Here is a 13,718-nt window from a genome sequence, read left to right as displayed (position 1 = left end):
ATATTTAATATATTGATTAAGGATATTTAAATAGAAACAAAACTCAAGTTGGCTTTATCATTAATAAAACAATGCAATGAGCAGGGTTATTAAATCGGGGAATAAAGAATTGTACGAAAAAAGCCGGCGTCTGGCGACGCCGGCGGAGAAATTACGGGCGATAAACCTTCACGTTGCTGAAGCCTTGCTCCAGCAGGTACAGCGCCTGCAGGCGGCTCATCACGCCGCGCTCGCAATACAGCAGATAGGTTTTGCTCTGATCCAGATCGCCGAACTGGGTGCTCAGCTTGTAGAACGGCAGCGCTTTCACTTCAACCTGTTCCAGCTGCAGCGGCTTTTCTTCCTGCTCGTCGTTGGAGCGTATATCCAGGATCACCTCGTCGGCGCCGAAGGCCGCGACGGTTTCTACCTCGGTTACCTGCTCCTGCGCCTGCTCGGCGATAGAGCGAATATCGACGTTCTTCGCTTCGCTCACCACCCGGTCGAGAATGCTGAAATCGAAGTGGCTCTCTTCCTCTTCGATCTTGGCCTTGATCGCTTTCACCGTCGGGCTCTTCGAAATCACACCGCAGTATTCCGGCATGGTTTTGGCGAAGTCTTCGGTGCCGATTTCGCGCGCCAGTTTGATGATGTGCTCTTTATCGTGCGAGATCAGCGGACGCAGGATCAGGGTATCGGACGCATTGTCGATCAAACGCAGGTTGGTCAGCGTCTGGCTGGAGACCTGCCCCAGCGCCTCGCCGGTCACCAGCGCCTGCACGCCGTAGCGTTCGGCCACTTGCGAAGCGGCGCGCACCATCATGCGCTTGAGCACCACGCCCATCTGGCCGTCGTCGACCTTCTCCAGGATCTCACCCACCACCGGCTCGAAGTCGATGGCGACGAAGCGCACCTTATGCGAGCTGGCGAAGCGATTCCACAGGTAGTGCGCCACCTGCTTCACGCCGATCTCGTGTGCGGCGCCACCCAGGTTGAAGAAGCAGAAGTGCACGCGGCAGCCGCGGTGCATCAGCATGTAGCTGGACACGCCCGAGTCGAAACCGCCGGAAATCAGCGACATTACGTCTTCCTGAGTGCCGACCGGGTAACCGCCGATGCCTTCGAGACGGCGTTTGACCAGCATCAGCTTGTCGTCTTCGATCTCCAGGTTTACCGTGACCTGCGGGCGGGTAAGGTTAACGCACGCGCTTTCGATGTGTTGGTTCAGGCCGCCGCCGACGTAGCGCTCCACGTCCTGCGAGTTGAACGCCTGCTTGCCGCGGCGCTTGACGCGCACGCAGAAGGTTTTGCCTTCCAGCTGGGCGCGGTAGGCTTCCAGCGTCTGCTCGAAGATGTGGTGGATGTCGGTATAAGCGCGATCTTCCACTTCCAGAATATGGTGGATACCGGGAATGCGCGTCAGGGCGTCGGCAATGATCGGCCGCTGGTTTTCATCTTTGGCGCGAACTTCGATATGATCCCAGTGACGGACGACCGCCAGCGTTTCATCATACTGCTTCAGGACGTTGCGAATATTGGTCGAGAGAATCTTGATAAAGCGCAAGCGCACAGATTGGCTCTTGATGGTGATTTCCGGGAACAATTTAATGATAAACTTCATGGCGGTCTTTGTTGTCAGATAAGAATTACGGCGCGGAGTATATCACCATATCGCCGTGCTCTGCGCACAAAACCACACATGAGCGCCATGATTTGCTAATCAAGATCCGCTAGGATAGGCTCTGGCGCCACGGTTCACATGATGACGTAAAAAGAAAATTATGCCGAAAAAACCAGCACAATCAGCCAGTACAGAGCAAACTGCCAGCTTTGAAAACGCCCTCGGCGAGCTGGAAAGCATCGTGACGCGTCTGGAGTCGGGCGAACTGCCGCTGGAAGACGCGCTGAACGAGTTCGAACGCGGCGTACAGCTGGCGCGTCAGGGCCAGCAGAAACTGCAACAGGCGGAACAGCGTGTGCAGATACTTCTTAACGACAGCGCCGACGATGCGGCGCTGGCGCCTTTCACACCGGATGCCGAGTAACAGACATGTCTGAGATCGCCCCATCGGCCGCTTTTGCCGATCAACTGCAGATTTTCCGCCAGCGCGCCGATCGCGCGCTGCTGGATTTCATCGCCCCGCTGCCGTTCAACGACGGCAACATGGTGGCGGCGATGCGTCACGGCGCCTTACTGGGCGGCAAGCGCCTGCGCCCGTTCCTGGTGTACACCACCGGCCAGATGTTCGGCGTGTCGCTGGCCAACCTGGACGCGCCGGCGGCGGCGGTGGAATGCATTCACGCCTACTCGCTGATCCACGACGATCTGCCGGCGATGGACGACGACGATCTGCGCCGCGGCCAGCCGACCTGCCACATTAAATTCGGCGAAGCCAACGCGATCCTGGCCGGCGATGCGCTGCAAACGCTGGCGTTTTCGATCCTGGCCGATGCCGAAATGCCTGACGTGACCCTGCGCGATCGGCTGGCGATGGTTTCCGAACTGGCGACCGCCAGCGGCGTAGCCGGCATGTGCGGCGGCCAATCGCTGGATCTGGAAGCCGAAGGCAAGCGCGTTGATCTGCAGGCGCTGGAGCAGATACACCGCCATAAAACCGGCGCGCTGATCCGCGCCGCGGTGCGCCTGGGCGCGCTGAGCGCCGGCGAAGCCGGACGTGCGGCGTTGCCGCAGCTGGATCGTTACGCCGCCGCGGTTGGCCTGGCGTTCCAGGTACAGGATGACATTTTGGACGTTGTCGGCGAGACTGAAAAAATCGGCAAGCGCCAGGGAGCGGACCAACAACACGGAAAGAGTACCTACCCGGCGTTGCTCGGGCTTGACAGCGCGAAAGCAAAAGCGTGGGATCTCTATCAGGAAGCATTAGCTGCATTGGACACTTTGGCAGCGCAATCTTATAACACAGCGCCATTGCGAGCGTTAGCCAGCTTCATTATTGAACGCGACAATTAACGTGTGACGTTAACTCCTCTGATATGAGTATCGAATGAGTCTTGATATAGCCAAATACCCAACCCTGGCGCTAGCGGAAAACCCCGAGGAACTCCGCTCACTGCCCAAAGAGAGCTTGCCGAAGCTGTGCGATGAGCTGCGGCAATACCTGCTGAACAGCGTCAGTCGCTCCAGCGGCCACTTTGCCTCCGGGCTGGGTACCGTCGAACTGACGGTGGCGTTGCATTTCGTCTACAACACGCCGTTCGATCACCTGGTGTGGGACGTCGGCCACCAGGCCTACCCGCACAAAATTCTGACCGGCCGCCGCGACCGTATCGCCACCATTCGGCAAAAAAACGGCCTGCATCCGTTCCCGTGGCGCGCCGAAAGCGAATACGACGTGCTGTCGGTCGGCCACTCGTCGACCTCAATCAGCGCCGGCCTCGGCATGGCGGTGGCGGCGGAGCGTGAAGGCAAAGGCCGCCGCACGGTGTGCGTGATCGGCGACGGCGCCATCACCGCCGGCATGGCGTTCGAAGCGATGAACCACGCCGGCGACATCAATCCGGACATGCTGGTGGTGCTGAACGACAATGAGATGTCGATCTCGGAAAACGTCGGCGCGCTGAACAACCACCTGGCGCAGCTGCTGTCCGGCAAGCTTTACTCCACCCTGCGCGAAGGCGGCAAGAAAGTGCTGGCCGGCGTGCCGCCGATCAAAGAGCTGGTGAAACGCACCGAAGAGCATCTGAAGGGTATGGTGGTGCCGGGCACGCTGTTTGAAGAGCTGGGCTTTAACTACATCGGCCCGGTAGACGGGCACGACGTGCAGGGGCTGGTCGCCACGTTGAAAAACATGCGCGATCTGAAAGGCCCGCAGCTGTTGCACATCATGACCAAGAAAGGCCGCGGTTACGCGCCGGCGGAGAAGGATCCGATCAGCTTCCACGCGGTGCCGAAGTTCGATCCCGCCAGCGGCACGCTGCCGAAAAGCGCCGGCGGTCTGCCGACCTATTCGAAAATCTTCGGCGATTGGCTGTGTGAAACCGCCGCCAAAGACAGCTCGCTGATGGCGATCACACCGGCGATGCGCGAGGGCTCCGGCATGGTGCAGTTCTCCCGCGACTACCCGCAGCAATATTTCGACGTGGCGATCGCCGAGCAGCACGCGGTCACCTTCGCCGCCGGATTGGCGATCGGCGGCTATAAGCCGGTGGTGGCGATCTATTCCACCTTCCTGCAGCGCGCCTACGATCAGCTGATCCATGACGTGGCGATCCAAAACCTGCCGGTGATGTTCGCCATCGATCGCGGCGGCATCGTCGGCGCCGACGGCCAGACCCACCAGGGGGCGTTCGATCTGTCGTTCATGCGCTGCATCCCGACCATGGTGATCATGACGCCAAGCGACGAGAACGAATGCCGCCAGATGCTGTATACCGGCTATCACTACAATGCCGGCCCGAGCGCGGTGCGCTATCCGCGCGGCACCGGCACCGGCGCGGCGCTGGAGCCGCTCAGCCTGCTGCCGATCGGCAAAGGCGTGGTGCGCCGCCAGGGGGAAAAGATCGCCATTCTCAACTTCGGCACCCTGCTGCCGGAGGCCGCGCAAGCGGCGGAAGCGCTCAACGCCACGCTGGTCGACATGCGCTTCGTCAAACCGCTGGACGAGCAGCTGGTGCTCGAACTGGCCGCCAGCCATGAAACGCTGGTCACGCTGGAAGAGAACGCGATCATGGGCGGCGCCGGCAGCGGCGTCAACGAACTGCTGATGGCCAAACGCCGTCCGGTGCCGGTGCTGAACCTCGGCCTGCCGGACAGCTTCGTCTCGCAGGGCACCCAGGAAGAACTGCGCGCCGACCTGGGGTTGGACGCCGCCGGCATTCAGCGGCAAATCGAAACCTGGCTGGCGCAGTAATCGCCACTCGCGCCTGACAAAACGCCTCCGCCTTCGGGGGCGTTTTTGTTTCCGCCCCCTCTCCCCGAGATCCGCGCTACAGTTACTGTCTGAGCTGTGAATGGGAGGCAAGCATGAAGTACCTGAAACTGGGCAACACCGATCTGAACGTCTCACGCATCTGCCTGGGTTGCATGACCTACGGCGAACCGAACCGCGGCAATCACGCCTGGACGCTGCCGGAAGAGAGCAGCCGCCCGCTGCTGAAACAGGCGTTGGAAGCCGGCATCAACTTTTTCGACACCGCCAACAGCTATTCCGACGGCAGCAGCGAGGAAATCCTCGGCCGGGCGCTGCGCGACTATGCGCGCCGCGAAGACGTGGTGGTCGCCACCAAGGTGTATTTCCCGCTGAGTAACCTGAAGCGCGGTTTATCGCGCGCCAACATCATGCAGTCCATCGACGACAGCCTGCGGCGCCTGGACACCGACTATGTCGATTTGCTGCAGATCCACCGCTGGGATTACGAAACGCCGCTGGAAGAGACGCTGGAAGCGCTGCACGACGTGGTGAAAGCCGGTAAGGCGCGTTACATCGGCGCCTCTTCGATGTACGCCTGGCAGTTCGCCAAGGCGCTGTATACCGCCGATCTGCACGGCTGGACGCGCTTCGTCAGCATGCAGGATCAATACAACCTGATTCAGCGCGAAGAAGAGCGCGAAATGCATCCGCTGTGCGCCGCCGAAGGCATCGCCGTGCTGCCGTGGAGCCCGCTGGCGCGCGGCCGCCTGACCCGCCCCTGGGGCGAAACCACCGCGCGGCTGGTTTCCGACCAGTTCGGCAAGAGCCTGTACGAAGAAACTGAAGGCATCGATGCCATTATCGCCGAACGCGTCGCCAGCCTCGCCGAGGAACGCGGTGTTTCACGCGCGCAGATCGCGCTGGCCTGGCTGCTGAACAAACCGGCGGTCAGCGCGCCGATCGTCGGCGCTTCGCGCAGCGAGCAGCTGGATGACGCCATCGCCGCGGTCGATTTGAGTTTGTCGCCGCAAGAGGTCGCGGAGCTGGAGACGGCTTACGTGCCGCATCGGGTGACGGGATTTGAATAAGAGAAACGGGCGCGAAACAGCGCGCCCGTCTGTCAGAACAGCCCGATCGGCCAGTGGTGCCCAATCAGGTAGATGATGCCGGCGGACAGCACGCCGGCGATGATATCGTCGACCATGATGCCCATGCCGCCATGCACGTTGCGGTCGAACCAGCGGATCGGCCACGGTTTCCACATATCCAGAATGCGGAAGATGACGAAACCGGCGGCAACCCAGCGCCAGTCGTTGACCGGCAGCGCCATCAGCGTGATCCACATGCCGACGAACTCGTCCCAGACGATGCTGCCGTGATCGTGCACCTTCATGTCTTTTGCCGTGCGGTGGCAAATATAGACGCCGATGCAGATGCTGAACATCACCGCCAGCGAGTAAAGCTGCCACGGTAGCTGGATCAGCAGCAGCCAGAACGGGATCGCCGCCAGCGATCCCATGGTGCCCGGCATCACCGGCGACAAACCGCTGCCAAACCCGGTGGCCAGCAGGTGCCACGGATTGCTCATCCGCAGCCGACGCTTGGCTTCATCCATGGGTGCCCGGCTCCGCGTTGAAATGATCGAACCCAATCCAATCCAGCTCTACCGCTTCGTCGTTGCGATAATAGCGGATGCCTTCAGACAGCGGGCCAATTTGGCCGATGCAGGTGTAGTCGGCCCCGAGGTGGCTCAGCGCCACTTCCAGCGCGCCGCGGTTGATCTCCGGCACGGTGAAGCACAGCTCATAATCTTCGCCGCCCGCCAGCGCCCAACGCAGCGCCTGCTCGGCATCGGCGTGGCTGCTCAGTGCCTGCGACATCGGCAGCTCGTCCAGCACGATGCGCGCGCCACAGTCGCTGGCCTTCAGGATATGCTTCAGATCGGAAATCAGGCCGTCAGAGATGTCGATCGCCGAGCTGGCCAGATCGCGCAGCGCCTGCCCCTGCAGCACCCGCGGCTGCGGCCGCAGATGGCGGGCGACCAGATAATCACGCGCCGCCGCATCCGTCACCGCCAGGCGATCCTGCAGGATCGCCAGACCGGCGGCGCTGTCGCCCAGCGTGCCGGTCACATAGATCCAGTCGCCGATGCGCGCACCGCTGCGGGTCAGCGCCCGGCCGGCCGGGATCAGCCCCTGAATGGTCAACGTCATGCTCAGCGGGCCGCGCGTGGTATCGCCGCCGATCAGCTGCATGCCGTAATAGTTGAGCTGATCGAACAGGCTATCGCTGAAGGCCTTAAGCCAGGGCTCGTCCACCTCCGGCAGGGTCAGTGCCAGCGAGAGCCAGGCCGGATCGGCGCCCATCGCCGCCAGATCGCTCAGATTGACCGCCAGCGCCTTATAACCGAGATCGGCCGGATCGATGTCCGGCAGGAAGTGAATGCCCGCGACCAACGTATCGGTACTGACGGCCACCAGCTGTTTTTCCGGCACTGCCAGCAGTGCGCAGTCATCTCCAATGCCCAACTGTACATCCCGGCGCACGCGCTTAAACCGGTCAAAATAGCGGGCAATGAGGTCAAATTCGCCGCATGCCATATCGATATTCCACTAGAAGAAATTAAGGCCGGGAATGCCGGCCTTAAAGTTTTACTTTTTCTTGCGAAGGGTTGGCGCCACTTTATCCAGCACCCCGTTCACAAACTTGTGGCTGTCTTCCGCGCCGAAGGTTTTCGCCAGTTCGATCGCTTCGTTGATTGCCACCTTGTAAGGGACATCCTCGCGCATTTTCAGTTCAAACAGCGCGACGCGCAGCACCGCGCGCTCCACCTGGCCCAGCTCTTCGAGCTGACGCGACAGGTAAGGCGCCATCAGTTCGTCCAGCATACCTGCATTCACTGCCGCGCCGGACAGCAACTCGCGAAAATAGGCGACGTCAACATCTTTGACATCCTGCTCCGTCAGGAACTGGTGTTCAACATCGGCAAGGTCGTTTTTAGACAACTGCCAAGAGTAAAGCGCTTGAACAGCGCACTCACGAGCGCGGCGACGAGCAGCAGGTTTCACGGAATTCCCCTTAACTAAATTCAGGCTTTAATAGCTTTGATAACATTAATCATTTCAAGTGCGGTCAGCGCGGCTTCAGCGCCCTTGTTACCCGCTTTGGTGCCGGCGCGTTCGATCGCCTGCTCGATGCTTTCGGTGGTCAGCACGCCAAAAGCAACCGGGATTTCGGCATTCATCGCAACGTTGCCGATGCCGGAGCTGGCTTCACCCGCCACATATTCGAAGTGCGCGGTGCCCCCACGGATAACGGTGCCCAGCGCGATAACCGCGTCGTATTTGCCGGTTTTGGCCAATACGCTCGCCGTCAGCGGCAGCTCGTAAGCGCCCGGGACCCAGACAACGGTGATGTTGTCGTCAGCAACCTGACCAATGCGTTTCAGCGCGTCGATGGCGCCTTCCAGCAGGCTGTCGTTGATGAAATTGTTAAAACGTGCAATTGCGATCGCCACACGGGCATTTGGAGTAGCAACAACACCTTCGATAACTTTCATGGGCTTTCCTTAAAAATGGGTTCAATACCCCGCAGGGGGGCGGATTCTATCATATTCTTTCATCGCCTGCGCGGCGCTTTTGTAAAACCGGCGCGCGGGCGCGAGATTCAGTGTTTCGCCCGCAGGCGCAAACGCAGATCGGGGCCGACCTGACGCACGTCGCTAAAGACGAATTCCGGCGCGTCGGCCAATCGCTCCAGGCCCGGCAGGTGGCACAGGCCACGGCCATTATCGCCCAACAGTTTCGGCGCGATGTACAAAATGAGCTCATCCACCAGGCCGGCCTGCAGCAACGCGCCGGCCAGCGATGCGCCCGCCTCCACCCAGATTGAATTCACCTGGCGCTTGGCCAACAGCATCATCATCACCACCAGATCGACGCCGCCGCCGTGCGCCGGGCAGATAAACTGCTCAACGTCTTGCGGCCAGGTCTGTTCATCCGCCTGCAGGCGCGCCAGCCAGGTGGCGCCGGGCTGCTGCACCACGCGGTGCTGCGGGGTAATGCGGTTTTGGCTGTCGAGCAGGATGCGCAGCGGCTGGCGTAGATTGTCGCGCGGATAGAGGCGCTGCGTCTCGGCGTCCAATTCATCCCAACGCACCGTCAGCGACGGATCGTCCGCCAGCACGGTGGCGCTGGTGCTGAGGATGGCGGCGCTCTGCGCGCGCAGGCGCTGAACGTCCTGACGCGCTTCGGGTGAGGTGATCCACTGGCTCTCGCCGGAGGCCATCGCCGTGCGGCCGTCCAACGACGCGCCCAGCTTCAGCTGCACGTAAGGGAAGCCGGTGCGCATGCGCTTGAGGAAGCCCAGATTGACCGCTTCGGCCTCGGCCAGCATCAGGCCGTGCCGCACCTCGACGCCGGCCTGCTGCAGCTTGTACAGCCCGCGCCCCGCCACCTGCGGGTTAGGATCTTGCATCGCCGCGACCACCCGCGTCACGCCGGCGGCCACCAGCGCATCGGCACAGGGCGGCGTGCGGCCGTGATGGCTGCACGGCTCGAGCGTGACATAGGCGGTGGCGCCGCGCGCCTTGTCGCCCGCCATGCGCAGCGCGTGCACTTCCGCGTGCGGCTCGCCGGCGCGCAAATGATAGCCTTCACCGACAATTTCGCCGTCGCGCACGATAACGCAGCCGACGTTCGGATTGGGCGCGGTGGTAAAACGCCCCAGCCGCGCCAGTTCGAAGGCACGCGCCATGTAAAATTCGTCGTGATACATGAAAGATCCTTTAGTCTTGCAGGCGGGCAATCTCTTCGCCGAACTCGCGCACGTCTTCGAAGCTGCGGTACACCGACGCGAAGCGAATATAGGCGACCTTATCCAGCTTTTTCAGCGCGTCCATCACCAGATTGCCCACCAGTTTGGTCGGCACTTCGCGTTCGCCGGTGGCGCGCAGTTGAGATTTGATGTGATTAAGGGCGTTTTCCACGTCGTCCGAGCTAACCGGGCGCTTTTCCAGCGCTTTCAGCATGCCGCGGCGCAGTTTGTCTTCGTTGAACGGCTCGCGCACCTCATCGCTTTTAATCACTCGCGGCATCACCAGCTCGGCCACCTCGAAGGTGGTGAAACGTTCATTGCACACCAGACACTGGCGGCGACGGCGCACTTGCGAACCGTCCCCCACCAGGCGGGAATCAATGACTTTGGTATCAACGGCGGCGCAGAAAGGGCAATGCATAACACGTCCTGATAAACGTTTTTTATAGATAAATGCAGTTTACCCCGAAGTGCAGCCACAACAAAGGGCGGCGGCCATTTGTTGCGACACGCGGCCAGGAAGCGGCGCCGATATGACTTTCCCCTCCGGGCGGACTAAGCTGATAGCAGGAGATTCAGCATAGGAAATCGCCGTCATGACAACCTGTTACCCCAAAATCGCCCTGCTCGCCGCCGCCGTATTGCTGACGGGCTGCGCGCACAACGCCGCCGTGCCTCAGCTGCGCCATCAGGTCGCCGCGCTGAACCAGAAAGTGAGCGTGCTGACCGATCAAACCACCGCGCTGGAGCGACAGAATCTGCTCAATCAGCACTCCGACAACGGCGTCTACCTGCTGCCGGCAGCCCGGAGCGCCGCCCGTTTGCAGAGCAGCCTCGGCGAGCTGAGCGTTTCGCTGAGCCACATCAAGAGCGAAGCCAACGGCACGCAGGCGCAGCTGCATGTGCGCATCCTCTCGCAGGCCACGCTGCCGCCGTTCAACGCAGTGGTCGAATGGGGCCCACTGGATGAAGCCACCGGCCGGCCGTTGACCGCCGAAGCGCTGTCGCAACCGATCGCCAGCGCCGATTCGCTGCTGCCGAAACCCGGCCAGGACTTCGAGCTGCGCTTCAGCGGCCTGACGCCGGAACAGCTGGGCTATATCCGCCTGCACAGTCTGGTTTCGACCGCCCAACCGGCGGTGGTACAGCCGCACTGAAACCCGAAGCAAAAAAAAGGAGCGCCATGGCGCTCCTTCTCATTTCGCTGAATACTGCGGCGATTAAGGCAGAATCGAAGGCTGATCTGCGCCCTCTTTTTCCACTTTTTGCTGCAGCATGTGTTCGCGTTTCATCCCCAGCTTCAACGCCAGCGCAGACGCGACGTAGATGGAGGAAACGGTACCGATCGACACGCCGATCAGCATCGCCAGCGAGAAGCCTTGCAGCATCGCGCCACCGAAGATGTACAGCATCAGCACCATCATCAGGGTGGTCCCGGAAGTCATCAGCGTACGGCTCAGCGTCTGGGTCAACGACACGTTCATGATTTCGTAAGGCGTACCGCGGCGGATCTTGCGGAAGTTCTCACGAATACGGTCAGAGACCACGATGCTGTCGTTCAGCGAGTAACCGATAACCGACATCAGGGACGCGACGATGGTCAGGTCAATCTCGATGTGGAACAGCGACAGCACGCCCAGCGTGATGATCACGTCGTGCGCCAGCGCGATAACCGCCCCCAGCGCCAGGCGCCATTCGAAGCGGAAACCGACGTAGATCAGGATACAGATCAACGCCACCAGCAGCGCCATGCCGCCGGTTTGCGCCAGCTCGCTGCCCACGCTCGGGCCGACGAACTCGATGCGTTTCACGGTGGCGTTTTTATCCACCGAGTCGTTGATCACGCCGATCACCTTGTTGCCCAGTTCCTGGCCTGCGGTGCCGGTCGCCGGTGGCATGCGCACCATCACGTCGCGGCTGCTGCCGAAGTTCTGGATGATCGGATCCTGGAACCCGGCCTTCTCCAGCGTGTCGCGCATCAGGTCGAGGTTAGCCGGTTTCTCCAGGTTGATTTCAATCACCGTACCGCCGGTGAAATCCAGACCCCAGTTAAACCCGCGCACCGACATGGTAGCGATCGACGCGACCAACAGCAGCAACGAGATGCCGAAGGCCAAATAGTCCCAGCGCATAAAGTCGTAGACTTTACGGCCGTAGTTGAGTTGCTCAACAGTATAATCCTGTGCCACAACGCACTCCTCAGATAGACAGCTTGTTAATGCGTTTGCCGCCGTAAAGCAGGTTGACGATGGCACGGGTACCGACAATCGCGGTGAACATGGACGTCGCCACACCGATAGCGGTGGTGATCGCAAAGCCTTTGATCGAACCGGTGCCGACTGCGTACAGGATGACCGCGGTGATCAGCGTGGTGATGTTGGCGTCGACGATACTGGAGAACGCGCCTTTATAGCCTTCATGGATCGCCTGCTGAACGGACCTGCCGTTCTTCAGCTCTTCCTTGATACGTTCGTTAATCAGTACGTTGGCGTCAACCGCCACCGCCAGCGTCAACACGATCCCGGCAATGCCCGGCATGGTCAGCGTCGCCCCCGGCAACAGGGACATCACGCCGACGATCAGCACCAGGTTGGCAACCAGCGCCGTGGTGGCGATCACGCCGAACTTACGGTACCAGACCACCATGAAGACGATGGACGCCACCAGGCCCCACAGACAGGCTTCCAGACCTTGGGTGATGTTCTGCTGACCCAGGGTTGGACCGATGGTGCGCTCTTCGACGATCTGAATCGGCGCGATCAGCGCGCCCGCACGCAGCAGCAGCGAAAGCTGACGCGCTTCGTTCGGGTTGCCGATACCGGTGATGCGGAAGCTGTTGCCCAGACGCGACTGAATGTTCGCCACGTTGATCACTTCTTCCTGTTTCACCAGCACCGCGCGGCCGTTGGCGTCTTTCTTGCCGCTGTCCTTATACTCCACGAACAGGGTCGCCATCGGCTTGCCGATGTTGTCCTTGGTGAAGTTGGACATGGACGTGCCGCCGGCGCTGTCCAGCGAGATGTTAACCTGCGGCTGGTTGTATTCGTCGGTGCTCGAGGTGGAGTCGGTGATGTGGTCACCGGTCAGGATCACACGCTTGTACAGCACGATCGGCTGGCCGTCACGGGTGTATTTCACCTCGGAGTCACCCGGCACGCGGCCGTTGGCCGCCGCAGTGGCGTCCGCATTGGTGTTCACCAGACGGAACTCCAGGGTCGCGGTAGCGCCCAGAATTTCTTTGGCACGCGCGGTGTCCTGAATGCCCGGTAGCTCGACCACGATGCGGTCGGCGCCCTGGCGCTGCACCAGCGGTTCGGCGACGCCGAGCTGGTTGACGCGGTTACGCAGGATAGTGATGTTCTGCTGGACGGCGTATTCGCGCGCTTCGCTCAGACGGGCGTCCGTCAGGCTGGCTTTCATGGTGTTGGCGCCGTTGGCGGACAGCACCAGATCGCGCTGACGCGGGCCGATGTAGCTGATGGCCTGATCGCGGGCCGCATCGTCACGGAAGCGAACTTCCACGCCGTTGTTGTCCAGCTTGCGGATAGACGCGTAAGGAATGCCCTTCTCGCGCAGCTCGCTGCGCAGGGTATCCATGGTCTGTTCCTGCAGCTTGCTCAGCGCGGTGTCCATGTCCACTTCCATCAGGAAGTGCACGCCGCCGCGCAGGTCCAGGCCGAGTTTCATCGGCTCTGCGCCCAGCATGGCCAGCCAGGTCGGCGTGGCCGGCGCCAGGTTCAGCGCCACGACGAATTTGTCACCCAGCTCGGTCACCAGCGCTTCGCGGGCGCGCAGCTGAACGTCAGGATCTTTAAAGCGAGCCAGGATGGCGCCATTTTCCAGCGCAATCGACTTGCTCGCGATGTTGTCTTTTTCTAATACGGTACGGACCTGGTCCAGCGTAGTTTCACTGGCGGCGACGCCGCGCGCGCCAGTGATTTGTACGGCCGGATCCTCACCGTAGATGTTGGGAAGCGCATAAAGCAGACCGACGAGGATCACGACGATCAACATCAGATACTTCCACAAAGGATAACGGTTTAGCACGGCAAT

At 61.0% G+C, this 13,718-nt stretch carries 14 protein-coding genes; 5 read left to right on the top strand and 9 right to left on the bottom strand.

The annotated features are described in order from the left end of the window. Positions 1-151: 151 nt before the first annotated feature. The gene (gene thiI / locus C3F38_RS07305) at positions 152-1,600 is read right to left on the bottom strand and encodes a tRNA uracil 4-sulfurtransferase ThiI (RefSeq protein ID WP_104456915.1); all 1,449 of its coding nucleotides are present in this window, start codon (positions 1,598-1,600) and stop codon (positions 152-154) included. Between the two features lie 160 nt (positions 1,601-1,760). Between thiI and xseB the strand changes: the two genes are divergently transcribed. The 4 genes from xseB to C3F38_RS07285 all read left to right on the top strand — a co-directional run bounded on the left by xseB (position 1,761) and on the right by C3F38_RS07285 (position 5,938). Next, positions 1,761-2,024: an exodeoxyribonuclease VII small subunit gene (xseB, locus tag C3F38_RS07300; protein WP_047728731.1), complete on the top strand. Its 264-nt coding sequence runs from the start codon at positions 1,761-1,763 to the stop codon at positions 2,022-2,024. Positions 2,025-2,029: 5 nt separating this feature from the next. Further along, positions 2,030-2,950 (top strand): (2E,6E)-farnesyl diphosphate synthase, encoded by a 921-nt coding sequence (gene ispA, locus C3F38_RS07295; protein WP_104456914.1) that lies wholly within the window; start codon positions 2,030-2,032, stop codon positions 2,948-2,950. A 34-nt stretch (positions 2,951-2,984) separates the two neighbouring features. After that, the gene (gene dxs / locus C3F38_RS07290; protein WP_055316790.1) at positions 2,985-4,850 is read left to right on the top strand and encodes a 1-deoxy-D-xylulose-5-phosphate synthase; all 1,866 of its coding nucleotides are present in this window, start codon (positions 2,985-2,987) and stop codon (positions 4,848-4,850) included. A 113-nt stretch (positions 4,851-4,963) separates the two neighbouring features. Beyond that, positions 4,964-5,938: an aldo/keto reductase gene (locus C3F38_RS07285; protein ID WP_055312067.1), complete on the top strand. Its 975-nt coding sequence runs from the start codon at positions 4,964-4,966 to the stop codon at positions 5,936-5,938. A 32-nt stretch (positions 5,939-5,970) separates the two neighbouring features. Here C3F38_RS07285 and pgpA read toward each other — a convergent pair whose 3' ends face one another. The 6 genes from pgpA to nrdR all read right to left on the bottom strand — a co-directional run bounded on the left by pgpA (position 5,971) and on the right by nrdR (position 10,086). Then, entirely contained in the window at positions 5,971-6,465 is a 495-nt protein-coding gene (pgpA, locus tag C3F38_RS07280; protein WP_004940382.1) for a phosphatidylglycerophosphatase A, read from the bottom strand. After that, positions 6,458-7,450, bottom strand: a complete 993-nt coding sequence (thiL, locus tag C3F38_RS07275; RefSeq protein WP_038876155.1) for a thiamine-phosphate kinase — start codon at positions 7,448-7,450, stop codon at positions 6,458-6,460. Before thiL ends, pgpA begins: the two co-directional genes overlap by 8 nt. Before the next feature lie 51 nt (positions 7,451-7,501). Continuing rightward, positions 7,502-7,918 carry a transcription antitermination factor NusB gene (gene nusB / locus C3F38_RS07270; protein ID WP_004940384.1) on the bottom strand — a complete coding sequence of 139 codons (417 nt, stop codon included), beginning with the start codon at positions 7,916-7,918 and terminating at the stop codon, positions 7,502-7,504. A gap of 20 nt (positions 7,919-7,938) precedes the next feature. After that, positions 7,939-8,409 (bottom strand): 6,7-dimethyl-8-ribityllumazine synthase, encoded by a 471-nt coding sequence (gene ribE, locus C3F38_RS07265; protein ID WP_004940385.1) that lies wholly within the window; start codon positions 8,407-8,409, stop codon positions 7,939-7,941. Between the two features lie 107 nt (positions 8,410-8,516). Continuing rightward, the gene (ribD, locus tag C3F38_RS07260) at positions 8,517-9,626 is read right to left on the bottom strand and encodes a bifunctional diaminohydroxyphosphoribosylaminopyrimidine deaminase/5-amino-6-(5-phosphoribosylamino)uracil reductase RibD (protein WP_055316788.1); all 1,110 of its coding nucleotides are present in this window, start codon (positions 9,624-9,626) and stop codon (positions 8,517-8,519) included. A 10-nt stretch (positions 9,627-9,636) separates the two neighbouring features. Continuing rightward, entirely contained in the window at positions 9,637-10,086 is a 450-nt protein-coding gene (gene nrdR, locus C3F38_RS07255) for a transcriptional regulator NrdR (RefSeq protein WP_004940387.1), read from the bottom strand. A gap of 175 nt (positions 10,087-10,261) precedes the next feature. Here nrdR and C3F38_RS07250 point away from each other — a divergent pair, with 175 nt between their 5' ends. Further along, positions 10,262-10,822 (top strand): DUF3251 domain-containing protein, encoded by a 561-nt coding sequence (locus C3F38_RS07250; RefSeq protein WP_047728744.1) that lies wholly within the window; start codon positions 10,262-10,264, stop codon positions 10,820-10,822. Positions 10,823-10,885: 63 nt separating this feature from the next. On the opposite strand, the gene secF is transcribed toward C3F38_RS07250, so the two are convergent. After that, positions 10,886-11,854: a protein translocase subunit SecF gene (secF, locus tag C3F38_RS07245; RefSeq protein WP_103767401.1), complete on the bottom strand. Its 969-nt coding sequence runs from the start codon at positions 11,852-11,854 to the stop codon at positions 10,886-10,888. A 10-nt stretch (positions 11,855-11,864) separates the two neighbouring features. After that, positions 11,865-13,712, bottom strand: coding sequence for a protein translocase subunit SecD (gene secD / locus C3F38_RS07240; protein ID WP_071845295.1), 1,848 nt, complete (start codon positions 13,710-13,712; stop codon positions 11,865-11,867). Between the last annotated feature and the right edge of the window lie 6 nt (positions 13,713-13,718).

Source organism: Serratia sp. SSNIH1, from assembly GCF_002935055.1.
GTDB lineage: Bacteria > Pseudomonadota > Gammaproteobacteria > Enterobacterales > Enterobacteriaceae > Serratia > Serratia nevei.
The sequence above is the reverse complement of the archived record's forward strand: the minus strand, read 5'-3'. Positions and strand labels throughout refer to the sequence as shown.